General features: G+C 35.7%; 23 protein-coding genes and 1 pseudogene. 13 read left to right on the plus strand and 11 right to left on the minus strand.

The window, feature by feature from the left end; translation table 11 throughout:
* Positions 1-56: 56 nt before the first annotated feature.
* The 7 genes and pseudogenes from CQ022_RS01980 to CQ022_RS02010 form a co-directional block, all read right to left on the minus strand.
* Entirely contained in the window at positions 57-716 is a 660-nt protein-coding gene (locus CQ022_RS01980; protein WP_105682599.1) for a YggS family pyridoxal phosphate-dependent enzyme, read from the minus strand.
* A gap of 74 nt (positions 717-790) precedes the next feature.
* On the minus strand, positions 791-1,657 hold the full coding sequence (locus tag CQ022_RS01985) for a polysaccharide deacetylase family protein (RefSeq protein WP_105682598.1): 867 nt from the start codon (positions 1,655-1,657) through the stop codon (positions 791-793).
* A 292-nt stretch (positions 1,658-1,949) separates the two neighbouring features.
* Positions 1,950-2,678, minus strand: a pseudogene (locus CQ022_RS01990) (DUF72 domain-containing protein).
* 4 nt (positions 2,679-2,682) lie between these two features.
* Entirely contained in the window at positions 2,683-5,547 is a 2,865-nt protein-coding gene (locus tag CQ022_RS01995) for a heavy metal translocating P-type ATPase (RefSeq protein ID WP_105682597.1), read from the minus strand.
* Positions 5,548-5,728: 181 nt separating this feature from the next.
* The gene (locus CQ022_RS02000; protein ID WP_105682596.1) at positions 5,729-6,289 is read right to left on the minus strand and encodes a helix-turn-helix domain-containing protein; all 561 of its coding nucleotides are present in this window, start codon (positions 6,287-6,289) and stop codon (positions 5,729-5,731) included.
* On the minus strand, positions 6,286-6,681 hold the full coding sequence (locus CQ022_RS02005) for an acyl-CoA thioesterase (protein ID WP_105682595.1): 396 nt from the start codon (positions 6,679-6,681) through the stop codon (positions 6,286-6,288). Before CQ022_RS02005 ends, CQ022_RS02000 begins: the two co-directional genes overlap by 4 nt.
* 104 nt (positions 6,682-6,785) lie before the next feature.
* A complete protein-coding gene (locus CQ022_RS02010; protein ID WP_105682594.1) occupies positions 6,786-7,199 on the minus strand; it encodes a DUF6157 family protein in 414 nt (137 codons plus the stop codon).
* Positions 7,200-7,543: 344 nt separating this feature from the next.
* Here CQ022_RS02010 and CQ022_RS02015 point away from each other — a divergent pair, with 344 nt between their 5' ends.
* Both CQ022_RS02015 and CQ022_RS02020 read left to right on the plus strand, forming a co-directional pair.
* Entirely contained in the window at positions 7,544-7,903 is a 360-nt protein-coding gene (locus tag CQ022_RS02015; RefSeq protein WP_105682593.1) for an RNA recognition motif domain-containing protein, read from the plus strand.
* A gap of 139 nt (positions 7,904-8,042) precedes the next feature.
* Positions 8,043-8,801: a PQQ-binding-like beta-propeller repeat protein gene (locus tag CQ022_RS02020; protein ID WP_105682592.1), complete on the plus strand. Its 759-nt coding sequence runs from the start codon at positions 8,043-8,045 to the stop codon at positions 8,799-8,801.
* Positions 8,802-8,865: 64 nt separating this feature from the next.
* Here the strand turns inward: CQ022_RS02020 and CQ022_RS02025 are convergent, their stop codons facing one another.
* Genes CQ022_RS02025 through CQ022_RS02035 form a run of 3 tightly spaced genes read right to left on the minus strand, consistent with a single transcriptional unit; the run spans position 8,866 to position 11,779 of the window.
* Positions 8,866-10,650: a DUF4153 domain-containing protein gene (locus tag CQ022_RS02025; RefSeq protein WP_105682591.1), complete on the minus strand. Its 1,785-nt coding sequence runs from the start codon at positions 10,648-10,650 to the stop codon at positions 8,866-8,868.
* Positions 10,651-10,676: 26 nt separating this feature from the next.
* The gene (locus tag CQ022_RS02030) at positions 10,677-11,168 is read right to left on the minus strand and encodes a BlaI/MecI/CopY family transcriptional regulator (RefSeq protein WP_105682590.1); all 492 of its coding nucleotides are present in this window, start codon (positions 11,166-11,168) and stop codon (positions 10,677-10,679) included.
* Between the two features lie 8 nt (positions 11,169-11,176).
* Complete coding sequence (locus CQ022_RS02035) at positions 11,177-11,779, minus strand: phosphatase PAP2 family protein (protein WP_105682589.1); 603 nt, start codon at positions 11,777-11,779, stop codon at positions 11,177-11,179.
* Between the two features lie 200 nt (positions 11,780-11,979).
* Between CQ022_RS02035 and CQ022_RS02040 the strand changes: the two genes are divergently transcribed.
* The 11 genes from CQ022_RS02040 to CQ022_RS02090 all read left to right on the plus strand — a co-directional run bounded on the left by CQ022_RS02040 (position 11,980) and on the right by CQ022_RS02090 (position 21,874).
* Positions 11,980-12,408 carry an NIPSNAP family protein gene (locus CQ022_RS02040; protein WP_105682797.1) on the plus strand — a complete coding sequence of 143 codons (429 nt, stop codon included), beginning with the start codon at positions 11,980-11,982 and terminating at the stop codon, positions 12,406-12,408.
* Between the two features lie 317 nt (positions 12,409-12,725).
* A complete protein-coding gene (pdhA, locus tag CQ022_RS02045; RefSeq protein WP_105682588.1) occupies positions 12,726-13,727 on the plus strand; it encodes a pyruvate dehydrogenase (acetyl-transferring) E1 component subunit alpha in 1,002 nt (333 codons plus the stop codon).
* A 108-nt stretch (positions 13,728-13,835) separates the two neighbouring features.
* Positions 13,836-15,434 carry a dihydrolipoamide acetyltransferase family protein gene (locus CQ022_RS02050; protein WP_105682587.1) on the plus strand — a complete coding sequence of 533 codons (1,599 nt, stop codon included), beginning with the start codon at positions 13,836-13,838 and terminating at the stop codon, positions 15,432-15,434.
* Between the two features lie 127 nt (positions 15,435-15,561).
* Complete coding sequence (locus CQ022_RS02055) at positions 15,562-16,230, plus strand: ABC transporter ATP-binding protein (protein ID WP_105682586.1); 669 nt, start codon at positions 15,562-15,564, stop codon at positions 16,228-16,230.
* 16 nt (positions 16,231-16,246) lie between these two features.
* Positions 16,247-16,825, plus strand: a complete 579-nt coding sequence (locus CQ022_RS02060) for a murein L,D-transpeptidase catalytic domain-containing protein (protein ID WP_105682585.1) — start codon at positions 16,247-16,249, stop codon at positions 16,823-16,825.
* 22 nt (positions 16,826-16,847) lie between these two features.
* Positions 16,848-17,525 (plus strand): RadC family protein, encoded by a 678-nt coding sequence (gene radC, locus CQ022_RS02065; protein ID WP_105682584.1) that lies wholly within the window; start codon positions 16,848-16,850, stop codon positions 17,523-17,525.
* Positions 17,522-18,436, plus strand: coding sequence for a hypothetical protein (locus CQ022_RS02070; protein ID WP_105682583.1), 915 nt, complete (start codon positions 17,522-17,524; stop codon positions 18,434-18,436). The genes radC and CQ022_RS02070 overlap by 4 nt, the downstream gene beginning before the upstream one ends.
* Before the next feature lie 73 nt (positions 18,437-18,509).
* The gene (locus CQ022_RS02075) at positions 18,510-19,442 is read left to right on the plus strand and encodes a phytanoyl-CoA dioxygenase family protein (protein ID WP_105682582.1); all 933 of its coding nucleotides are present in this window, start codon (positions 18,510-18,512) and stop codon (positions 19,440-19,442) included.
* Positions 19,443-19,532: 90 nt separating this feature from the next.
* Positions 19,533-20,708, plus strand: coding sequence for a hypothetical protein (locus tag CQ022_RS02080; RefSeq protein WP_105682581.1), 1,176 nt, complete (start codon positions 19,533-19,535; stop codon positions 20,706-20,708).
* Positions 20,709-20,732: 24 nt separating this feature from the next.
* Positions 20,733-21,245 carry a hypothetical protein gene (locus CQ022_RS02085; protein ID WP_105682580.1) on the plus strand — a complete coding sequence of 171 codons (513 nt, stop codon included), beginning with the start codon at positions 20,733-20,735 and terminating at the stop codon, positions 21,243-21,245.
* 17 nt (positions 21,246-21,262) lie between these two features.
* Complete coding sequence (locus CQ022_RS02090; protein WP_047495607.1) at positions 21,263-21,874, plus strand: inorganic pyrophosphatase; 612 nt, start codon at positions 21,263-21,265, stop codon at positions 21,872-21,874.
* 98 nt (positions 21,875-21,972) lie between these two features.
* Here CQ022_RS02090 and CQ022_RS02095 read toward each other — a convergent pair whose 3' ends face one another.
* On the minus strand, positions 21,973-23,694 hold the full coding sequence (locus CQ022_RS02095; protein WP_105682579.1) for an amidohydrolase: 1,722 nt from the start codon (positions 23,692-23,694) through the stop codon (positions 21,973-21,975).
* Positions 23,695-23,754 lie beyond the last annotated feature (60 nt).

A 23,754-nucleotide genomic window follows, 5' to 3' on the forward strand; every position in this document is an offset into this window, starting at 1 on the left:
AGTTGCAAATTTAAATTTTTTGTTTCAATTATTAGCAAAAACTGTACCTAAATATTCTATTTTGAGTAGTCTCTTTTCCCAAAAATCGCAGATCCAACCCTCACAGAGTTAGCCCCACACTCGATCGCTATAGGGAAATCATCGCTCATTCCCATTGATAAGGTGTTTACAGTTTTTAATTGATTTAATTCGTCAAAAAGACTCTTTAAGGTTAAAAATTCATTTCTTACCTGCTGCTCATCATCTGTGAATGTTGCCATTCCCATTAAGCCAGTAATTTCAACATTGGGAAACTTACCTTCCATATATTGCTGGTAAGCATTTTTAGCCTCAGAAATTTCAAGTCCGAATTTACTTTCTTCTGCGGCAATTTTTACCTGTAAAAGAACTTTAATAACTCTGCTGTTCTTTTCTGCTTCTTTGTTGATTTCTGTCAATAGTTTTTCAGAATCCACACTTTGTATGGTATCTATGAAAGGAGCTATATATTTTACTTTATTGGTCTGTAAATGACCAATCAGGTGCCATTGGATATCCTGAGGAAGAAGCGGGGCTTTCTCCATCAGTTCCTGTACTTTATTCTCTCCAAAAACTTTTTGTCCGAGATCATACACTTCCTGAACTGCAGAAGCCGGATGTGTTTTCGAAACAGCAACCAGTTGAACACCGGATGGCAGCTGATCTTTTATAGCGTTGTAATTTTCTTTAATACTCATAGATGCAAATTTCCGAAATTTCCCTGACAGTTCCCAGTCATGAATACATTTTACCTTATACTTTTACAGTGAAATTAATTCAAAACCTCATTAATCTTAGGATACTGAGAAATTTTTCTGAAAACAAACTTGTTGCTTCTCTGTAGTTTTTCAATAAACAGATCCAGCTCGTTGATGGAGTCTGCATCTCTCAGGTATTGGTCATGGGTAAGGAAAACAAGGTGTCTGGAAGTTTTCTCAAGGTCGTTTAAGAAAATACTGTCCACTTTCTTGATCATGGCTTCATGGCTTCCTTTCAAAGTCATTTTCTGGGAAGGTCTCCATTCGAGATCCCATCCGATGACTTTATAACCTGCTTTCTTAAGGCCATCTGCAGCTGCAGTAGAACTTTTGATATCAGTTACGTTAATATTGTTGAGTCTCCAGATATTTCTTCCGGGAGTTCTTGCTATTTTATCAGTAAGCTTCAGACTGTCTTTTGCGATGTCAAAATCATGAACTACTGATTCAGCATTTTTATAAAAATCTGTGTATTTGTTATGGGCATGACTAAAGCTATGGTTGGCAAGTTCTACAAGAGGATTTTGCTTCAGCAGCAGCAGATCATCTTTCTGCTTTTTGCTTCCATAGGCATGTTTTCCTACCAGAAAGGCGGTTGCACAAACATTTCTTTTGTCCAGGATTTTTAAAAGATTTTCGGTTCCCTGATTGGGGCCGTCATCAAAGGTAAGGTAGATCACTCTTTTATCCGGGTCTACACTTTCATCGTCCATATTGGGGACTATTTCTGCGGAAGGATGTTCCTGTGAACTGACGACGGGGTCGTTATTCACTTCATTTTTAAAATTACAGCTATACAGTAAAGCCGAAGTTGCACTCATCAATGCAAACATCCCTAGAAAAGTCGCATTTTTTGACTTTCCCGCAAAAATTTTTCTCATAAAGATAATGGAATTTAAATTGTTAAAAATCGTTAAAAATAACAATTGAAAGTTAACAAATTATATGCCATGCTGTGCAGTTGTTTTTCTTTTTAAGTTTATTTTAAGAACTTTATTTTAAAGGCAATTTCCAATAAGAATTGAATTGTAATTATATGATTTTGTTTTCCTTGCTTTTTAACATTTATAAATGCGAAACCAATAGTTTTTCTCTATATATGTTGATATTTTAATATTCTTCATTGAATGGAGAATTATTTTATTTTAACAAAAGATAATTTTTACAGAATCTTTATTTTAAGATGCTTTTTAAATACAGGGAATTTTTAATAGCTGCTATTCCCCAGGTATTATTGAAGAAAATAAATGAGGTTTGCGTAGCATTTTTAACCTTTTCAGCTAATACATCAATAAAATCTTTACTATATTCTGATTTGTAAAGAACAGGTTTCCCGTGAAGTCTATAATAAAGTATCTCCGAATGATTAATAATAAGGTCTTCGGGAAGATTGCCAGGAAAGCTTACACCCGAGAAAATAATATTATGTTTTTTTAAAAGATCAAATACTTCGTTTTGCCACCATGAGTTGTGTCGGAATTCAATGACGTTCAGGAATCTATGATCAATATTGTCAATGATCCGCTTTGTATTTTCTGCTGTGTTTTTAAAGGAAGGAGGAAATTGATATAGGAATCCGGAAAGTTTATCCTTTAGACTGTTTTGAATATGGTCGCAGAATAGAGTAATCTCATCTCTGGAATTTTCAAGCCTGTTTTGATGGGTGATGGCTTTGGGAATTTTAATGAAGAATCTGAAATTATCAGGCGTTTCATCATATCACTTCAATAATGTTTTTGAAGTTGGTTTTCTATAAAAAGTAGAATTGATTTCTACGGCATTGAAGGTTGTTGAATATAAAGAAAGAAAATCTTTACTTTGGGCATTTTCAGGATATAAAGACCCTTTCCAGTCATTATTATAAAATCCCGAACATCCTATGTAAAGATTTTCTTTTGTCATAATGTTATTTTATATCCAGATCCACTGAGTTGAGCCTTAATGAATTCAGTATCACAGACAAGGAACTGAAGCTCATTGCAGCAGCTGCAATCATTGGTGATAAAAGAATTCCAAAGAATGGATACAATAATCCTGCCGCAACCGGAACTCCCAAAACATTATAAATGAACGCAAAGAATAGGTTTTCTTTAATGTTTTTGAGAAGCTTTTCACTTAACAATTTCGCTTTTGCCACCCCTAAGATGTCTCCTTTTAGTAAAGTAATCTCAGCACTTTCAATGGCAACATCTGTTCCTGTTCCCATAGCAATTCCCACATCGGATTGGGCAAGGGCAGGAGAGTCATTGATGCCATCTCCGGTCATGGCTACAATTTTACCTTGTTGTTGTAGTTTTTTTACCTCGTTGAGTTTATCTTCAGGAAGGCAGTTGGCTTTGAAATGCTTAATTCCTAATTCATCTGCAACAGCTTTTGCAGTATGCTCATTGTCTCCTGTCATCATGATGACGTCTATTCCTTCACTCATCAGCTGTTTCACTGCTTTTTTAGAGCTTTCTTTGATTTTGTCTGTAAAGCTTATGAATCCAAGCACCTGCTGATCCTGTGCGATGTAAGAAATTGTATGTGCCTTTGACTGTACTTCGACAGCTTTTCGTTTTACGTTTTCGGGAATTGTAATCTGATGGGAGGTCAACAGGCTTTCATTTCCTAAGTAAGCAGTCTTATTATTGATTTTTCCTTTTACTCCTTTTCCGGAAATATTTTCAAACTGATCTACCTTTTCAGCAGTAAGATTCTCTTCCTTTGCTCTTTTTATAACGGCATTGGAAAGTGGATGTTCAGAATTCTGATTCAAAGAAAAAGCAAGTTGTAAAATCTGATGCTGATCACCGTTTACTGTTTCAATGTGTTCTACTGATGGTTTTCCTTCCGTTAAGGTTCCTGTTTTATCAGTGATCAGGACATTCACTTTATTCATTTGTTCAAGAGCTTCTGCATTCTTGATCAGGATTCCGTTTTTAGCTCCTTTTCCGATTCCTACCATTAAAGACATGGGAGTTGCAAGCCCAAGTGCACAGGGACATGCTACAATTAAAACTGCCACAGCATTCACAAAGGCAAATAAACTTCTTTTTCCTTCCGGACCGAAAAACTGCCACAGAATAAAAGTAAGGGCAGCGATAAGGATGACCACAGGAACAAAAACTTTTGAAACTTTGTCGGTAAGCTTCTGGATTGGAGCTTTGCTGCGGCTCGCTTCATTGACCATTTTAATGATTTGTGAAAGCAGGGTTTCATCACCTACTTTTTCTGCCTTCATAATGAATACCTGATTACCGTTTATGGTTCCGGAAGACACTTTATCATCTACATTTTTTTCAACAGGAATAGGTTCTCCCGTAATCATGCTTTCGTCAACAATAGAATTACCTTCAATGATTTTTCCGTCTACCGGAATTTTTTCACCAGGTTTTACTTTTAATAAATCTCCTATTTTTACCTGAGAAAGCAGAACTTTCTTTTCTTCACCATTTACGATGAGATTGGCTTCATCGGGAGAAAGATTCATCAATTCTTTGATGGCATTTCCCGTTTTTTTATGAGCTGCAGCCTCCATCAATTGCCCTAAAATAACAAGGGTTAAAATCACACAGACCGCTTCAAAATATAAAGGAATTTCATGATTATGGCCACGAATTTCATGCGGAATGATATCCGGGAAAATTAATGCTACAATACTGAAAATAAATGCTGCAGCTACGCCCAGAGCGATAAGACTGAACATGTTAAGATTCCAGGTTTTAAAAGAAACCCAACCTCTTTTTAACAGAAACCAGCCTGAATAAAACATCACCGGAAGCGTTAAAGCAAGTTCAATAAATCCCTGAACCTGATGGGAAAAAGGGAAATTGATAAACATTCCACCCATGGAAAGAATGAAAACGGGAATGGTAAATGCTAATGAAGTAATGAATTTCCTTTTTAATAGAGTATAAGTTTCATCTTCTTCATCTTCACTACTGTCTGGCATTCTTACGAGATCCATCCCGCAGATCGGGCAGTCTCCGGGTTCATCACGGATGATTTCCGGGTGCATAGGGCAGGTGTATTTTGCGGTTTTCTTTTCGGGATACTTTACAAGATCCATTCCGCAAACAGGGCATCCTACATTGGAATCGTAGGTTTTATCACCTTCACAATACATCGGACAGTAATATCTGCCTGCCATTTCATCAGTTACTTTAGGAGCTTCATGATTGTGACTATGGCTATGATCATGATGATGAGAGTGGGAATGAGAATGATGTTGATGCGAACCCGCTTTTTGTACAAGCTCTTCCGTGATAGGTTCTAAATGCATGTGGCAAACCGGGCAATCTCCTTTTTCATCGTACACTTTATCTCCTTCACAAAACATCGGACAATAGTGTTTTCCGATACTGTCTTTAAAGTTTTCCGGAAGAAGGGTTGAGGAATAGGTCGGTTTGTGATTAGGGTCTTTAGCCAGTTTTTCTTCAATAGGAACCAGATACATTTTGCAGACAGGACATCTTTCGCCCTGTTTGAAATATACTTTATCTCCTTCGCACTCCATTGGACAATAGTATACTGAAGACGGAGATACGCGATCCTGAGGTTTTACAAAGGTGGTTTCAGGATGATTGGGATCTTCAAGTCTGTATTTTCCTATTTCTGCCAAAGCATCATTTAAAGCTGAAAGTTTTACTCCATGCTCAGAAGTGATTGTTGCGGTATTGGTTTCCAGATTTACATCGGCGGTAACCCCATCAACACTGTTCAGTTGATTTGAAATTTTTTTCTGGCAGCCGGAACAGGTCATTCCGAGTATTTTATACTGTTGGTCCATGATTCTTAAATTTATAGTACAAATTTCCAAAATGGAAAACTAAGGCTGTTATAAATTTAAGGATAATAGTTATAAAATTAGGTGGAGTGGAAGAGTTTGAGGGTGTGAGCGTTTGAGCGTTTGTAAGTGTGATAGGAATATTTAATTCCTTCACCCCTAAACGCTCAAACACTCAAACATATTAAAGATTGTCAAGCGCTTTGCGATGGTGTTCTTTAAGTTTTTTAAACTCTGTGGGAGTGAATCCTGTTACATTACGGAATTGGGTAGAAAGATGCTGAACACTTTTATAACCAAGTTTTCCCGCAATTTCGGTAAGGTTGAATTCATTATATAGAAGAAGTTCTTTTACCTTTTCAATTTTCTGAAGGATGAAGAACTGCTCTAAGGTGATATTTTCGTTTTGTGAAAACGTTTTTGAAAGAGAACTGTAGTCTTTATGGAGTTTTGAGCTTAAAAATTCCGAAAGCAGAAAGTCTTCAGCAATATCAAGGTCACTGATTTTTGCAATAATCAGGTTTTTGATTTTTTCAACAATCTGATGTGCGGAATCCATGATTCTTTCAAACCCCGTATCAAGCAGTTCTTTTTCTATGATCTGCATTTTTTCAGGAGAAATTTCAGATTCTGTTTCTGCTTCACCTAATAAAACGGCAGTTGTTTTTACCTCTGCATTGCGGAAAATGTTTTCCACCGCCGCAATGCATCTGTTGCAGACCATATTTTTTATGAATATCTTCATAGACCGCTGTTTAATCTGTCTTTTACGAATTCAATCTGGGTTTTGCCGTGAGGAGCGGGATTGCCATCTGCGTCAAGGTTTACCATGACAATTCTTTCTACAGTAATAATCGTTTGATGAGTCATTTTGTTTCTTACATCACATCTTAAAGTAATAGAAGAAGATCCGAAATGGGTAGCTTCAATTCCTATTTCTATGATGTCTCCCTGTTTGGCTGAACTTACAAAGTTGATTTCAGAGATGAATTTCGTTACTACTTTTGTATTTTCCAATTGGATAATAGCGTAAAGGGCAGCTTCTTCATCAATCCATTGAAGGAGTCTTCCTCCGAAAAGCGAATGGTTGGGATTTAAGTCTTCGGGTTTTACCCATTTTCTGGTATGGTAGTTCATGTCTTTTAATAATTAATAATTTGCAGTACAAATTTAGTGTTAAAAGCTGATCTTTTCAAAAGAATAGTATTTATTGATCTGAAAAGAATCATTCATTTTCTCAATCATTTTCTTTTGGAACGCATCGCTTTGGCTTTAGTTATAGAAGCATCATTCAGTAATATCTGATATTCTTTGTTTTCTACAGGAATGAGAGCGACTTTTCCCTCAGAGTGATGATGGAACCCAAATCCATATTTTTTGGCTAAAGGAGAACAGCGGAGGCATGGCTGTCCTTTGGAAAAGAATTTTTCTCTTTCTTCTTGCATCTCGTTATCTGAAATATCATTTTTAATAGCATGACATCCAAAAATAATATCGTCTGAAGAATATTGATAAGGGTGTTGTATGAGCGCTTCATATTGAAGGTTGGCGAGCGTTTTTACTTTTTTTTCAGGAGGAATCTGTGCCATGGAAACCGGGCAGTCTTCAGCAATTTCAATAAAAGTATTGGTGTAATTGGTTGTATATTGTTTCATCTTTTTAATGTTAAATTTTAAAAACTTGAATAATAGAGTGGATTTGCAAATATAAAAACAGGATTAAGCCGAATAAATGCCATTTTTTTACGTTAAATGTTAAATAATTTAACGTAATATTGTTTTTAATGTAACTTACTGTTTTTCAGGTATTTAAACTGTATTGTTAGAGGTTTTGATAGCCTGTACTCAACATAATGTGAGAAATATTTAAAAAAAGCTTTGATTTGAAATTTTTAATTGTATCTTGCATACGTTTATATTTGGAATCAATATTTGTTCATTAATTTATGTTGTTTTTCTTTTATATACCAAATTTTTATTAATTTTTTAATTTATTTAAAATGAACATTTTTGTTTCAAACATCAATTACGCAACTAAAGAGTATGAGTTGCACGATCTATTCGCAGAATTTGGAGATGTATCATCAGCTAAAATCGTTACAGACAGAGAAACTGGTCGTTCCAGAGGTTTCGGTTTCGTAGAGATGGGTGATGAAGAAGGACAGCAAGCTATTGAAGCTCTTAACCAAAAAGAATTCAACGGAAAAACTTTAAACGTATCTGAAGCTAAGCCAAGAGAGGAGAAGCCAAGAAGAAGCTTCGACAACAACAGAGGTGGAGGTTATGGTAATAACAACAACAGAGGCGGAGGCTATGGTGGTAACAACAACCGTGGCGGAGGCGGCGGAAATCGTTGGTAAAAATATGAAGCGGCTTTTTAGCCGCTTTTTTTATGGAGTTTAATTTCCAGCAAATCATTTAATTAGAATTTGGAGTGAGATATTGTGATGTTTTTGGCACAATTTTAGAGAATTATCAATCAATCAAAAAATAATTATAATGAAAAAACATTTATTAGCATTAATGATGGGGCTTGGTGGAGTATTAATCAATGCACAAAGCATTTATGCAGGACAGACTATCAGACAGGACAGAAAGTACTGGGCGGATAACAATGAGTACTATCTGATTTTTCAGAATGATGGAAATCTTGTATTTTATAATAGATCCGGCGCTCCTGCATGGGAGTCAAAAACTACTAATAGAGGGGCAAAAGCAATTTTTCAGGAAGATGGTAATCTGGTAGTGTATACAAGAGGCAATGGAGTTGCTTTCAGTTCAAATACTGATGGTAAAGGAGCTAATAAGTTATCCGTTCAGGATGATGGTAATCTTGTTATTTATAATGGATCCACTCCTTTATGGGCCTCACAGGGAGGTGTTAAAAATAATAATGGCTGGGGCAATGGCGACCGTTATGGAAGCAGAGATTATGTATCCACCGGATATAGATTTCGTAAAGATGCCAAATTATATTCTTCAGATGGACGTTACTATTTGGTTTTCCAGGATGATGGTAATCTTGTTTTAGCGAGTAGAAATGGAAATGTTATCTGGGCTACAGCTACTGATAACAGAGGAAGTAAAGCGGAATTCCAAGGTGATGGAAACCTGGTAGTATATGATTCTTATAACAGACCGGTATGGAGCTCAAACACAAACAACAGAGGAGCTGTAAAACTAACAGTACAAAATGACGGAAACCTGGTGATTTACGGAAGAAATTCCCCAGTATGGAGTTCAGGTACCAATAGATAAAAAACGATTTATATCCATAAAAAAGGCTATCCTCAGGATAGCCTTTTTTATTTTAATACGTATTTTATTTCAACTTTATCAGTATATAAACGTTTTCGTAATACATGCTGGCTTTGTCATCATCAGCGTATTTTTCTCTTGTTATTTCACTGAAAATCAGTTTGACATGATACTTGTCTAAATCAGATTCCATAGCGATCTCAGGAACTTTTACATTTCCGTTTTTGTTTTTATTTTCCTCAAACAGTCGAATGATCTGTGGTCCAAAATCTATTTCTTCTTTTGAATTTAATTTCAATTTTAATGAGGAATTTTCGGTCAGTTGATCTACCAGTTCAAACTGGTCATCATTCAGTTTTTGGGGATCGCTGCCATAACGGTGGAAGGAAATTAAATATTGATAATTTCCGATTTCTACCACCTGTTTTTCAGGAACAAGAACCAGCCTGTTCATTTCATAAGGCCTTTTATCTACCGTAATATTTACATCTGAAAATTTGTTCTGGATGCTATAATTTATACTGTAAAATGTACCATCGTTAATGTTATCCGATAATTCAGCCTGGTCTTTTTCGTTCAGTAGAGTGGATAAAAATTCAACTTGCTTTCTTTCAGCCAGAAATTCAAATTTATCAGCAATTTCATTACGGACTGTGTCTGTAACTTTTTTCTGAAAATTAATCTTGCCCGCACTAATCAGCTGATGCTTGTTTAAGATATCCATTAATTCTGCTTTCTGACTTCTTTTAGCGACACTAAAAGCATTCAGGTAAGGGAAAATCAATGCAAAAGCTCCAAATAAAAATAAGCTGACCGGAATAAACTTTATCGTAGCCTTTTTGCTGGAAATAAAGTAAATGACAATGCTTAAGAGCCATAGGGCAAGCAGGAGAACGAAATACCTGGGCTCTGTGTAACCATATTCTAAAATTCTGGTGAAAATAGCAGTGAAAAGCAATACAATCAAAGGGGCAATCGTATAATAAAATGCTTTTGAAAATATCCTAACCCAGGATTTTGCGTTTTCTTCTTTCAACGGATGAACCAGGAGCAGTGCCAGAATCCCAACGGTACTATATGCTAGAACAAGGTAAGAAACCCAACCTCTGGGAAGCTGCCAGTTGATTAATATTTTAATAGAATAGAAATAAAGAATAGTTACATATATAAGGAGTAATGGAATTAAAATAAACTGAGTGAAAAACTTTAAAACAACAGGATAGGTGCCATCTTTTTCAAGGTTATTTAAGCCTTTATCATTAAATAAAAGGAAAATAAAACTGCTTCCAAAAATAGCAAGCACAAAGAATGTATCCCTATAAATTCTGTCATGGAAGTTAAAATCAAAAAGTTTGTCAACCGCTAAAATGGCTAATTCAACTCCGCCCGTTAAAACTCCTGTAAATACAGCGGTTAGAAAGGTATTGATAAAAAGATTTTTATTGTACTGCCAGAATCTGAGCTCCTTGTCTTTTTCCAGAAACGGAACAAAAGATACCAGTAAATGGGAGAGGAGAGCGGTAACAGCAATGATGTAAGCGTAGACTTCTGTAAAACGGTTCTTTTTATCAGGCAGAATAAAATAAAAACCTATCAGAAAAATGATGCCAAGTGCATTCAGAATGATTTCTTTTCCTATCCTTTGGGATAGCATTTTTAAGGCAAACATTAGGGAAATCCCCAGACAGGCGCAAATAGTAAATTTTATATAAGAAGTAATTTCACTGCGCTCTGTTTCAACAAGGTATATGGCGCCAATAGAAGCTAATAAAGCCATTGCCAAAATCATGGGATATCGGAAAATGACTTCATTGGCCCGGCTTATGGTTTCCTGGAATTTTGTTTTCATTATTTGGTGTTTTTTGAATTTTTAAATTAATCTTTCTTCTTTTTCTTCTTTTTGTCTTTATCCTTTTCTTTTTCCTTTGCTTTGGTTTTCTTCTCTTTTTTCGGACTTAAAATTTCTTCAGCAAATTCAAACTTTGGTTCTTCAATTTTTGCAGGTTTTATTTCGATTTTAAGATCAAAATATCCTTTCATATCTTCCTGGGAGATTAATTTTTCACTTAATAAAAGTTCCAGAATTTCCTTCCCTGAATTATTAAAAAAGTTATGTGAAAGCTCTTTCAATAGAAATTTTTTATACTCTTCCAAAGGAACAAGTACGCTGTATTTGAAGATTCTTCCTTCTTTTACAGTGGAGAGATAACCCTTTTCAACTAATATTTTCAAATAAGTGGAAACCGTGTTCTGGTGTGGTTTCGGTTCCGGATGCTGCTCCATAACGTCCTTCAGATAGAAAGATTCCATTCTCCAAAACAGCTTCATAAAGTTTTCTTCTGCGGCAGTAAGATGATTTATTTTCATAGAGTATTCTAATGTTGAAATTGAATATTGCAATAAAGATAGATAAAAGATACCAGAAAAGCTATTCCAGCGCCCATAAATACTTCTTTTACGGTGTGCCTCTTTAAAATGATCCGGGTAATTCCGACCAAAATAGCGATTCCCAGCCATGCCAGACCCATTTTCCAGTTAAGCGAGAAAAATAGAGCTGCAACGAATATATTAAACGCTGTATGCATCGAGCTTTTGATAAAAAGATTGCTGATCTGAAGGGCGAAAAGCAGCACCAAAATAAAGAGCATGACAAGATCAATATACCCGGTTTTGACATAATGGAAGATAAGATAAGCAATCACACACACGGCAATAAATATGTAGAGTGTCTTCCTTTGAACCCTGTTGGAGACATCCATATTGGTGTATCTTCCTGTTTTCACATTCCATACCAGCCAGATGATCACCGGAATGATAATCATTAATAATATAGGAAGAAAATACAGCATAGAATCTTTAAAGGTGTATTCCCTAACGCTCATGTATACAAAGAAAATGATCAGAGAGACCAATGGATTAAAAAAATCAGAAATGACTTTTGAAATTTTGTGTAGTAATGAAGACTGTTTTTCTTCCATAATCAAGTTTAAAAATCAAATATACCATTATCACCTCAAAAAACAAGGGCAGGCGGTGGAACAGGAAGAATAAAGCAATGAGCAAAGTGATTTAATATCAGGGAGTTTTGATGTAAAAATGTTTTTTTACTTCTTTACATTCATATTAAATTTTGCAGAAAATGTTTAATTTTAATTCATCAGTTTTAATCATTATTACAATGAAACATCTCATCACATTATTATTTATCATATCAGGCCACATCGCTTTTGGTCAAAAGGTTTCCGAAGGAAATACTTCTGCACTACGACCTGTACATCAATTAAGAATCTATGAAGTTCCAAAAGAAAATAAACAGGTTTTTCTTGACCGTTTCAGAGATCACGCCTTGAGAATAATGAAGAAATATGACTTTACCATTGTAGCCATTTGGGAATCGGAGTTCGCAGATAAAACAGAATTTGTTTACCTGCTGGAATGGAAAGATGAAGCAAAGATGAAAACAGCCTGGGAAGGATTTATGGCGGATAAGGAATGGAAGGAGATTAAAGCAAGAACAGCAAAGCAATATGGTAACTTCGTTAATGAAATTGAAGACAGAACTCTGAGACTTACCGATTTTTCTCCGGAAAAGGAGCTGTTGAAATAACCAAAAGGTATGTTAACAATAATTAAAAATGAAAGTTGCCAACAAGCAGGGATAAAGAAATCCTGATGTTTTATTCTTATTTATTATTTTATAAAAGTCAGATAAATAGGGATATTCTATACATTCTGTCGTTGAAAAGTGGTGGAGTGAACGTGGTTTTATTGAGACATCAAGGGCTCGAAAATTAAGAATAATCCATTCAGCCCGCAAATAGATTTTACAGAAAAATCGAAAAGTTATCTATGTATAGAATAAAAACAAAGTTTTTTTCATAATTTTGCTCAACTATTTCATCATAAAAAAGCAAGAGCTAACACATGAAAGAATTTTCTAAAGAGGTATACCTGAAGTGGTATGAAGATATGACAATGTGGAGAAGGTTTGAAGACAAATGCCGTTCTCTTTACCTAAAACAAAAGATCAGAGGATTTTTACATTTGTATAACGGTCAGGAAGCTATCCCTGCCGGGTTTACACATGCAATGGATCTGACAAAGGATAGTATGATTACTGCTTACAGATGTCACATCCATCCAATGGCGATGGGAGTAGATCCTAAAAGAATCATGGCGGAACTTTGTGGTAAAGCTACAGGGACATCCGGAGGTATGGGTGGATCTATGCACATTTTCAGTAAAGAACACCGTTTTTATGGAGGACACGGTATCGTTGGAGGACAAATTCCATTAGGTGCTGGGATTGCTTTTGCTGATAAATATTTCGACAGAAAAGCAGTGAACATCTGTTTCTTCGGAGACGGTGCTGCAAGACAAGGTTCTTTACATGAAACTTTCAACATGGCAATGAACTGGAAACTTCCTGTAGTATTTGTTGTAGAAAACAACCAATATGCAATGGGAACTTCCGTAAAAAGAACTGCCAACCACGAAGATATCTATAAATTAGGATTAGGATATGAAATGCCTTGCCTTGCTGTAGATGCTATGGATCCTGAAAAAGTAGCAGAAGCTGCTTATGAAGCTATTGAAAGAGCAAGAAGAGGAGACGGACCTACATTCATTGAAGCAAGAACTTACCGTTACAGAGGTCACTCTATGTCTGATGCTGAGCCATACAGATCTAAAGAAGAAGTAGCTCTTCATAAAAATGATGACCCAATCGAACTTTTAAAGCACAGAATTTTAGAAAACGGATGGGCTACAGAAGCTGAATTGGAAGTTATGGATAACAAGTCAAGAGACTTTGTTGAAGAGTGTATTGAATTTATGGAAAATTCTCCATATCCGGATGCTGAGAAGGTTTATGAATATGTATATGCTCAGGAAGACTATCCATTCTTAGACAAATTAGAAAACTAAAAGATAATGAGTTAATTTGAGAATTTGAGAATTTGAAAATGTGATAAAATAGGTCCTTTTTTAATTTTCAAATTTTCAGATGGCTAAATTTTCAAATTAAAATAAATTATGGCAGAAGTAATTACGATGCCCCGCCTATCCGACACTATGACGGAAGGTAAGGTGGCAAAATGGCATAAAAAAGTAGGAGATAAAATAAAAGAAGGAGATATTTTAGCTGAAATTGAAACTGATAAAGCAGTTCAGGATTTCGAATCTGAAATAGAAGGGACTCTTTTATACGTAGGTGTAGAAGAAGGAGCTGCTGCTGCTGTAGATTCTGTTTTAGCTATTATCGGGAATGAAGGAGAAGATATTTCAGGGTTGACAGGAGGAGCTGCTGCTCCCAGTGCAGGTTCTGAAGAAAAAAAATCAGAAGAACAACCTAAAACAGAAGCTGCTGAACCTGTTGCTGCTGCAGAAGTTCCGGCAGGAGTAGAAGTTATTACAATGCCAAGACTTTCTGATACAATGACAGAAGGTAAAGTAGCTAAATGGCACAAAAATGTAGGCGACACAGTAAAAGAAGGTGATCTTCTTGCTGAGATCGAAACAGATAAAGCAGTACAGGACTTCGAATCTGAATTCAATGGAGTATTATTGAAGCAGGGTGTAGAAGAAGGTGGTGCTGCACCGGTAGATTCAGTATTAGCAATTATCGGCCCTGCAGGAACTGATGTTTCAGCTGTAGGAGCTCCGAAAGCAGCTGCTGTATCCACTGAAAAACCAGCTGAACAAAAAGCAGAAGCTAAAACAGAAGAAAAAGCTGCTCCGGCTGTAAGTTCTTCATCTTCTGACAGAGTAGCAATCTCTCCACTGGCTAAGAAAATGGCTCAGGATAAAGGGGTTGACATCAATAGTGTTCAGGGATCTGGTGAAAACGGAAGAATCGTTAAAAAAGATATTGAAAATTATCAGCCAGCTGCGAAACCAGCTGCTTCAGCTCCTGCAGCAAGCGCTGCTCCTGTTGCAGTAAACTTCGTACAAGGTGAAGATACAGAGACTCCAAACTCTCAGGTAAGAAATATTATTGCAAAACGTCTTTCTGAAAGTAAATTCTCTGCACCTCACTACTATCTGATGGTGGAGATCAATATGGATAAAGCGATTGAGGCTAGAAAAGAAATCAATTCTTTACCTGATACAAAAATCTCTTTCAACGATATGATCATTAAGGCAACTGCAATTGCTTTAAGAAAACACCCTCAGGTAAATTCAAGCTGGGCAGGTGATAAGATCATCCACAGAGGAAATATCAATATTGGTGTAGCAGTAGCTATTCCTGACGGATTGGTAGTTCCTGTATTGAAAAATACGGATCAGATGACGTACACTCAGATCTCTGCATCGGTAAAAGATATGGCTTCAAGAGCGAAGAGTAAAGGTCTTAAGGCGAACGAAATGGAAGGATCTACTTTCTCTATTTCTAACTTAGGAATGTTCGGAATTGAAACATTCACAAGTATCATCAACCAGCCAAACTCTGCCATTCTTTCAGTAGGAGCAATTATCGAGAAACCAATCGTTAAAGATGGTCAGATCGTAGTTGGAAACACCATGAAACTTTCATTGGCATGTGACCACAGAGTGGTAGACGGTGCTACAGGTGCGCAATTCTTACAAACGTTAAGAACATATTTAGAAAGTCCATTAACATTGTTACTGTAATTTTCTGAATTGAAAATAATAAAGCCTCCCAGAACGGGAGGTTTTTTTTGTTATACCCATTTGAAAATTGAAAATTATCACTGTATTTTTTGGTGTAATTTCAAAATCAAATTACTATTTTTGAATCATGATTAAAGCAAGAAATATCCATAAGTCTTATGGGAATTTAGAAGTACTGAAAGGAGTTGATATTCACATCAAAACAGGAGAGGTGGTTTCTATTGTGGGAGAATCAGGGGCTGGTAAATCTACATTGCTGCAGATTTTAGGAACGCTGGATCATCCGACTCAATTCAACAAATATGATACTGAAATTGAAATAGCAGGAGAATCATTTATTAATATGAATGATAAACAGTTGTCAAAATTCAGAAATCAGAATATCGGTTTCGTATTTCAGTTTCATCAGCTTCTTCCGGAGTTTACAGCGCTGGAGAATGTATTGCTTCCCACCAAAATAGCTGGGGCCAATGAAAAAGAAGCGCTTGAAAAGGCTTATGCTTTATTTGAAGATTTAAAAATAGAACAAAGACTGCAGCATAAACCTAACCAGCTTTCGGGTGGAGAAGCACAAAGGGTAGCTGTAGCGAGGGCTTTAATCAATTCACCAAAAATTATTTTTGCGGATGAGCCTACAGGAAACCTGGATTCCAAGAACGCAGATGATCTTCACAGATTGTTTTTTGATCTTAGAGACAAGTATGATCAGACTTTTGTGATTGTAACCCATAATCCGAATCTTGCAGAAATTACAGACCGTAAGCTCGTTATGAAAGACGGAATGATCATAGAGTAAAAGTATACCGCACCAGATGATGAAACACTTTATTTTCCTTTTTTTAATCCTAATTTCCTGTTCAAAAGCTGAATCTCAGCAGTTGAATTCATTGAGTATTCCTCAGATAAGGATTTCGGAAGTTAAAAGCTATATTAAAGGGAAAGAGTATAATCAGGAACTGGCTGTTTTTATCAATTTTAAGATTCCTTCCGGGAAATACCGCTACTTCATTTATAATCTTAAAAATAACACCATTGTACAGCAGGCTGTAGTGTCTCACGGTTCTGGTTCCGTTATTCCACGATCAGAAGCTTTAAAATTCAGTAATGTTGAAGGTTCCTATCAGTCATCTCTTGGAAAATATGCCATTGGAGAAAGCTATGTGGGAAAGTTTGGAAAAGCATATCGCTTAAGCGGTCTTGATTCTACAAACAGCAATGCAATGCAACGAGCCATTGTTCTTCATTCTTACGGATGTATTCCTGATGCGGAATCTCAGGTTCCGGCATGTTTAAGCTTAGGATGTCCCATGCTTTCGGTAAATGCTTTTAATGAAACGGCTAAATACATTGATCAGTCAAAGAAACCGATCATATTATATGCATTCTATTAATTCATAATATAATCTTCTTTCCATGGCTATAAAATTTCTTGCAGAAGATGACAGACCCAGAGAAAAGTTTTTGCAGAAAGGCAAAAGCTCACTTTCTGATTCTGAACTGTTGGCCATTATTATGGGAAGCGGAAATAAGGATGAAAATGCTGTGGAACTGGCAAGAAAGATTTTAAACTCTGTCGATAACAGCTGGCATCAGCTGAGTTTGCTTTCTGTTAAAGATCTGATGAAATTCAAAGGAATTGGTGCTACCAAAGCTATTTCAATTATTTCAGCGTTGGAAATAGGGAGGAGAAGAGCTGTGCAGGAGATTCCTGAAAAAGTAATAATAGGCAACAGTCATGATGCTTATGCCGTTCTTAGAAACCAGCTTTCTGATCTGAGAACAGAAGAGTTCTGGGCAATTTTCCTTAACAACAGTAATAAAGTGATTCATGTATCCCAACTCACACAGGGAGGGATCAGCCAATCTATTGTAGACGTAAGAACACTCTATAAAGCAGCCCTGGATCATTTTTCAACAGGGATTATCATTGCCCACAATCATCCTTCCGGAAGCTTAAAACCAAGCAGGGAAGATATCAATATCACAAAAAAAATAAAAGAAGCAGGAAATACATTAAGTATTCAGCTTTTAGACCATATTATTGTCACGCAGGATTCTTATTTTAGTTTCTCGGACGCAGGATTATTATGATTAGAAGATTGAAATACCATGAAATTGATTTTGTAAAATATGCTCAATGTTTAGAGAATTCCGAACAGAGAAAATATTCTGCTACAAAAGATTTTTTAGACACTACTTCTACAATGCCCTGGGAAATTCTGGTTTATAAAGACTACGAAGCAGTAATGCCAGTGCCATTTGTAAGAAAATATGGGATGAAAATTGTACATAATCCAAAACTTTGTCAGCAGCTTGGTGTTTTTTCTGGTAAAGACGATGTGGATCTCAATGAAGCTTTTTTAGAGTATCTGGAAAAGAATTACATGATCAGAGCTTATCCGTTCAATGATCTCAATCAGCTTCGCTCAAAGATGAGAATCAAGAAAAATTTTTTGTTATATCCTAATACTTATGAAAAAGTATACGCCGGATATTCCCCAAAACGAAAGCGAAAACTTCGGTTAGATGAAGCTGTATTAAAAGAATCGGAAATCAAAACCATCCCTTATGACAAAGCAAAAACTTTTATTGAAGCCAATACGATAGGGCTGAACAAAGATCATGATTTATCTGAATTCATGAGGATTTTTGAGAGTTTTTACCAATTGGGCTATCTGAAGTTTACCGCTTTTTACTATCAGCATAAGATCGTTAATATGATTGCTACTTATTCGGACGGTAATATGGTAGCGCTTTTAGGTAATTTCAATGATAAGGATTATGTCAAATTATCAGGAGCTTCCGTTTTGATTGATCATGTCATTAAAGAAAATATTGAAACCTGTGTTTTTGATTTTGAAGGAGGTGAACTTCCCAATATTGAAGAGTTTTTCAGAGGATTCCGACCGGAATTAAGACCATACGGAATTATTGAAAATTCAAAAAAGAACCTTTTTAAAAAGTTAGGGTATCTTATGTTAAGAGGAAAGTCTTTTTTATGATGAAAAGCATTGTTTAGATTGGTTCTAATTAAGTAATATTCCGTAACTTTATAAAATCCTTAGTAAAACAGTTATGTTACAACAGATTCGTCAGTACAAATTATCATATATGCTTTATAACTTATTTAAAAAGAGTAAATTAAAGCATAATATTCCATTGTATAAAAAATACGGAATCAATAAGAACTATTTTTCAAGTATTTCGAGTAAAGATTTTGCCCATCTTCCTTCGAGGGAAAGAGCCGTAGATTATTCAAAGCTTACGGAAACTTCCTTTTTTAAGAAGCTTACGGAAGAAAATAAAGAAAGTGTTCTTCAGTATGATGATAACGGGTATCTGATTCTTAGAAATTTCCTCACTCCGGAAACAGCGGATCAGATCAATACCGAAATTGATAAACTGATGGAAGACGGAACGTTGAAGTTTATTTACGGAGGAAAACTGATGTTTGCCATTCATCATTCAGAAATCATTAAAAATATTGGAAGCGATAAGGATTTATTAGACTTTTTATCGGTTTTACTGGACGGGAAATCCAAGCTTTTTCAAAGTATCAACTTCATTAACGGAAGCCAGCAGAAAACACACTCAGACAGTATTCACATGACTACTTATCCTTTGGGTGGACTATTGGGAGTATGGATTGCCCTGGAAGATGTAGATGAAACCAATGGAGCTCTGCACTATATTCCTAAGAGCCATAAATTACCTTACTTCCTGAATTCTGATTACGATAATGAAGGTACAGACTTGAAAATCGGCAAGAAAAGCTACAGAGCCTATGAAACTTTCCTTGAAGAGAAAGTAAAAGAATTAGGATTAAAGAAAGAAATCTTTAAAGCAAAAAAAGGTGATTTATTAATCTGGCATGCCAATATTCTTCATGGCGGAGAACCTCACACGGATAAAAACAGAACCAGAAAAAGTTTAGTCTACCATTTTTTTGATGAAAATAGTGTTTGCTACCATGAAGTAACACAAAGGCCGGCTTTGTTTGAGCTTTAATGCAGGATAATCCTCTTCATAAACCTTTTGATAGGAATACGGATTTAAAAAGATAGTTTTTTTACATTTGTATTCTTATAATATCAGTGTATGGAAAAAAAGAAGAATATTCTTGTTTTTATATTTTCAATCTATGTATGCTTCATGTCATACTACCTGTATACCAACCACTATTACAACACTGATATGGAAGCTTATATGGGGCTGATTTATAAAACGGAATATCCTGAAATGAAAATTGAGGAAATTCATCAGAAAGTATATGATGAATTGCGGGAAAAAGCCCCCGATTTTGCAGGATTTGCTTCTGTAAATCCTACGGTGAAAGAAGTGGCAGAAGGAGAGAGTACTTATTATAAAATCATCTCACAAAATCCTAAGGCCTACGAAGAAGAATTACAGCTTTTTGTGGTAAAACCTTTTTATAATTTTATGAGCTGGTCATTATTTAAGCTTGGTTTCAGTGCTTCTGCTTCAATCTCTTTGGTTTCAATTATTTCTTATGCGCTGATTCTTATTTTGATATTCAGCTTTTTGATAAAAATTCTGAAAAATTACCCTCTTGCCTTTATCCTTACTGTTTTAATTTCACTGTTTAAACCTCTGTCGGAATCAGCCAGACATGTTTCTGCAGATTCTTTATCATGTCTGTTACTTCTTTTAAGTTTCTATGTATTTTTAGTGAGAAGAAATTTATTTATTGCAGGGATATTGGCCATGTTATGTGTATTAACAAGACCGGAATATTTTATTTTTTATACTTTCCTGTATGCATTCATCTCCCTTTACAGAAACAGGCTTCAGATTAACACAGTTCCCTTGGTGTTATCATATGGGTATCTGTTTCTTTCTTTCTTTTCAGTGCAGGCTTTTAATCAGGTGTCGTGGTCTACACTTTTTATGAATCAGTTTACTAAAGTTCAGATTTATCCTGTGTCACAACCTGACCCGTTTTCCTTTGCCGATTATTTTCACTTTATTAAAAGTAATATCATGCTTGAGTTTAACTCTTCCTATTTTCCTCTGTTGCTGATTTTTATTGTGATCATATTGGCTAACCGTTTTACATTCCGTAATAAAAAGAATCAGGCTCAACTCTTGTTTTTTGCTATTATTTATACAACTGTAATGCTGAGATTTTTGGTTTTTCCGTCGCTGGTAAACAGGATGATGCTTGGCTTTTATCTCATAATTATACTCGCGTTGATCTATATACAAATTTCTAAAGTGGATATCTTTAAAAACTCTTTAGAAGACGGAAAATAATTAGTAATTTTGCAGTCTAAAATTATGACAAGTCTTTCAGGATATTTACCCTATGCATTTGCATTGATTATTGCAATTCCTTTTCTGGTTTTGCTCAGACAATTTGTACACTCATACATTACTCTTAAGAACCAGGAAATCAAACTGCTCAGCGTGAAATCAAATTCAGAGAATAAAGCACATTCCTATGAAAGAATGACTTTGTTTCTGGATAGAATGAAGCCGTCAAATCTTATTCAAAGGTTTGATAGTGGATTGGCTGCCCATGAATTTATTTTCCTGACAGAAAAAACAATCAATGAAGAATTTGAATATAACTCGTCACAGCAGTTATATATCACAAAAAATTCATGGAAGAATATCGTAGACTCAAAAAATGCAATTATAGAACTGCTTCACAAAACGTATGACGGGTTGAAAGGGGATGTTCAGCTGGATGAATTCAAAACGATTTTCATCATGAATTATATGGAAGGCAACGATTATATTGCTGAAACAATAGAAGACTTAAGAAAAGAAATTTTAATAATAACTTAAAAAATAACAGATAAATAATGATTCCAAATTTTAAAGCACATCCATGGCACGGAATTTCTGCAGGAGAAGATGCGCCAAATGTTGTAAACGTATTTGTGGAAATTGTTCCTTCAGATACTATTAAATATGAAGTAGATAAAGAAACAGGATATTTAAAGGTAGACAGGCCGCAGAAATTCTCTAACATTATCCCTGCTTTATATGGTTTTGTTCCAAGAACTTACTGCCACAATGAAGTTATGAAACTTGCTATAGAAGCTGGAGCTGATGATGTAACAATGGGAGATCATGACCCGCTTGATATCTGTGTTTTAAGTTCTCACAATATCCATGCAGGAGGTTTATTGATGGAAGCTATTCCAATCGGTGGTTTCAAAATGATTGATGGAGGTGAAGCAGATGATAAAATTGTTGCAGTAATGATTAATGACCACGCTTTCGGACATTTCAGAGATATTTCTGAATTACCAGAAGCTGAAGTAAAAAGATTAATGCACTATTTCCTTACGTATAAAAACCTACCGGATGAGCCTGCAAAATGCAGAATTCAGGAGGTATACGGAGCAGAGCACGCTAGAAAAGTAATCAAAGCTTCTCAGGCTGATTACGCTGAAAAATTCGGGGGATAAGATTTTCTTTCCAAACATAAAAAAAGCAGATGAATTTTCATCTGCTTTTTTATTTTCAGTATAGTCTTGAGGGATATTATAATGCTGGTAAAAGAGATTTAGTTTCTTTTATATACGGAAATTCCATCTTTTATTGTTTCCAGAACCTTAATACTTCTGAGATTTTCTGGGGCTATTGTCAAAGGATTCTGATCCAGAATAACAAAATCGGCTATTTTACCTGCTTTAATAGAACCTTTTGTATTTTCTTCCTGCAACTGATAGGCTCCGTTAATGGTAATGGCTTTTAAAGCTTCGATTGGAGAGATTCTTTCATTGGGACCTAAAATCATTCCTGACCGTGTCTTCCTGTTCACTGCTGCATATACTGCGGTAATCAGATCTGGTGGGGTAACCGGAGCATCATGATGAATGGTAAACGTAATTCCTGCTTTTAATGCTGAGTGGGCCGGACTTATAAAAGAAGCTCTTTCAGGACCAAAAACACTTGAATAATGCCAATCTCCCCACAAATAAGCATGAGTAGAAAAGTAAGAAGGAATTACACCTAATTCTTTTATCTTTTGAATATGATCAGGGCGGCTGTTCTGGACGTGAATTAATGTTGCCCGTAATTCCGGTTGGTAAATATTTTCATCTTTTAACCTTTTAATAACGCGTATAGCCTGATCTATTGCTGCGTCTCCATTGACGTGAAGCTGCGCAGTTATATGGTTTTGAAATAGTATTTTCAGATCGTTATATAATGTTTCATCCGTAAAGATGGGAAACCCTTTGTAATCTTTAGACTGACCTTCAGGGGGAACTAAATAAGGCTGAGTAAGCCACGCTGTTTTACCTTGTGGAGAACCATCATCAGAAAATTTGAACCCGGCTAGCTTCAAACGATTTTCATACTTCATATACTTCGGCTTGAAACTGGTGAAATCCTTTTTGAAATATTCATAATCCGGAAAGTAAACAACATCAGCTTTAAGAAGGTGTTGATGCGCTGCTTTTTCTAATAGAGCAACACTTTCTCCCATAGTCCTTCCGTCACAAATAGTTGTCTGTCCATAGCTGAGCCATTCATCCTGAGCTTTCATCAGATTTTCCATGGCATGAGCTTGGGTATCCTTGCCTTTATTCATTTTTTCCGTTAAGGTCAATAATGCGGTGAAACTTGCATTTTCTTCCAATTTTCCGTTCAGTTTCCCTGTTTTTTTATCCCTGCCAATGTGGCCGCCTTCGGGATCTTTCGATGATTCTGTTATTTCCAGAAGCTTTAGCATGGCACTGTTAGCTACGCTGGCATGACCTGAAGCATGAATAACTATAATAGGGTTGGTCTTGCTGATAGCATCCAGTTCTGTTTTTGTAGGATGACGATGTTCTATAATAATTGCATCATCATAACCATTTCCGATAACAGGTATATTATCTGTAATTTTTTTGTCTTTGATGTAGTTTTTAATTGTAACCTGTAAATCTTTAATTGAATTTACGGTGCCATAAGGCTCAGGAGATAAATCTACAACATCCATCATCCCGGCTCTTGAAGTAAGATGTCCGTGAACATCTATAAAACCGGGAAGAAGTGTTTTTCCATTTAGATCAATGATTTTAGTAGCCGGCACTGAAAAATGTTCAGCATCCGATTTTGTTCCGGCAAAAAGTATTTTCCCATCTTTAACTGCTACTGCTTCCACTTGAGCAGGAGTATCTTCCATTGTTATAATAGGACCTCCGAAATAGAGTATTTCTGCTTTTTCTTGGGGAATCTTATTTTGACAACTGCTTATGATTACAGGCAAAAAAAGAGTATATAATATCCTTTTCATAAATAATTAATTCAAATCATGGTGAGAAACAAATTTACAAAATAATAGATTATTATTAGT

Origin of the sequence: Chryseobacterium culicis (genome assembly GCF_002979755.1) — a bacterium.
GTDB classification, from domain to species: domain Bacteria; phylum Bacteroidota; class Bacteroidia; order Flavobacteriales; family Weeksellaceae; genus Chryseobacterium; species Chryseobacterium culicis_A.

Coding starts and splice junctions, on each gene's coding strand:
- CQ022_RS02070 (WP_105682583.1), top strand. CDS start 17,522: ATGATTAGAAGATTGAAATACCATGAAATTGATTTTGTAAAATATGCT.
- CQ022_RS02075 (WP_105682582.1), top strand. CDS start 18,510: ATGTTACAACAGATTCGTCAGTACAAATTATCATATATGCTTTATAAC.
- CQ022_RS02050 (WP_105682587.1), top strand. CDS start 13,836: ATGGCAGAAGTAATTACGATGCCCCGCCTATCCGACACTATGACGGAA.
- CQ022_RS01995 (WP_105682597.1), bottom strand. CDS start 5,547: ATGGACCAACAGTATAAAATACTCGGAATGACCTGTTCCGGCTGCCAG.
- CQ022_RS02020 (WP_105682592.1), top strand. CDS start 8,043: ATGAAAAAACATTTATTAGCATTAATGATGGGGCTTGGTGGAGTATTA.
- CQ022_RS02055 (WP_105682586.1), top strand. CDS start 15,562: ATGATTAAAGCAAGAAATATCCATAAGTCTTATGGGAATTTAGAAGTA.
- CQ022_RS02010 (WP_105682594.1), bottom strand. CDS start 7,199: ATGAAACAATATACAACCAATTACACCAATACTTTTATTGAAATTGCT.
- CQ022_RS02060 (WP_105682585.1), top strand. CDS start 16,247: ATGATGAAACACTTTATTTTCCTTTTTTTAATCCTAATTTCCTGTTCA.
- CQ022_RS02030 (WP_105682590.1), bottom strand. CDS start 11,168: ATGAAAATAAATCATCTTACTGCCGCAGAAGAAAACTTTATGAAGCTG.
- CQ022_RS02005 (WP_105682595.1), bottom strand. CDS start 6,681: ATGAACTACCATACCAGAAAATGGGTAAAACCCGAAGACTTAAATCCC.
- CQ022_RS02085 (WP_105682580.1), top strand. CDS start 20,733: ATGACAAGTCTTTCAGGATATTTACCCTATGCATTTGCATTGATTATT.
- CQ022_RS02015 (WP_105682593.1), top strand. CDS start 7,544: ATGAACATTTTTGTTTCAAACATCAATTACGCAACTAAAGAGTATGAG.
- CQ022_RS02090 (WP_047495607.1), top strand. CDS start 21,263: ATGATTCCAAATTTTAAAGCACATCCATGGCACGGAATTTCTGCAGGA.
- CQ022_RS02080 (WP_105682581.1), top strand. CDS start 19,533: ATGGAAAAAAAGAAGAATATTCTTGTTTTTATATTTTCAATCTATGTA.
- CQ022_RS02000 (WP_105682596.1), bottom strand. CDS start 6,289: ATGAAGATATTCATAAAAAATATGGTCTGCAACAGATGCATTGCGGCG.
- CQ022_RS02035 (WP_105682589.1), bottom strand. CDS start 11,779: ATGGAAGAAAAACAGTCTTCATTACTACACAAAATTTCAAAAGTCATT.
- CQ022_RS02025 (WP_105682591.1), bottom strand. CDS start 10,650: ATGAAAACAAAATTCCAGGAAACCATAAGCCGGGCCAATGAAGTCATT.
- CQ022_RS01980 (WP_105682599.1), bottom strand. CDS start 716: ATGAGTATTAAAGAAAATTACAACGCTATAAAAGATCAGCTGCCATCC.
- pdhA (WP_105682588.1), top strand. CDS start 12,726: ATGAAAGAATTTTCTAAAGAGGTATACCTGAAGTGGTATGAAGATATG.
- CQ022_RS02095 (WP_105682579.1), bottom strand. CDS start 23,694: ATGAAAAGGATATTATATACTCTTTTTTTGCCTGTAATCATAAGCAGT.
- radC (WP_105682584.1), top strand. CDS start 16,848: ATGGCTATAAAATTTCTTGCAGAAGATGACAGACCCAGAGAAAAGTTT.
- CQ022_RS02040 (WP_105682797.1), top strand. CDS start 11,980: ATGAAACATCTCATCACATTATTATTTATCATATCAGGCCACATCGCT.
- CQ022_RS01985 (WP_105682598.1), bottom strand. CDS start 1,657: ATGAGAAAAATTTTTGCGGGAAAGTCAAAAAATGCGACTTTTCTAGGG.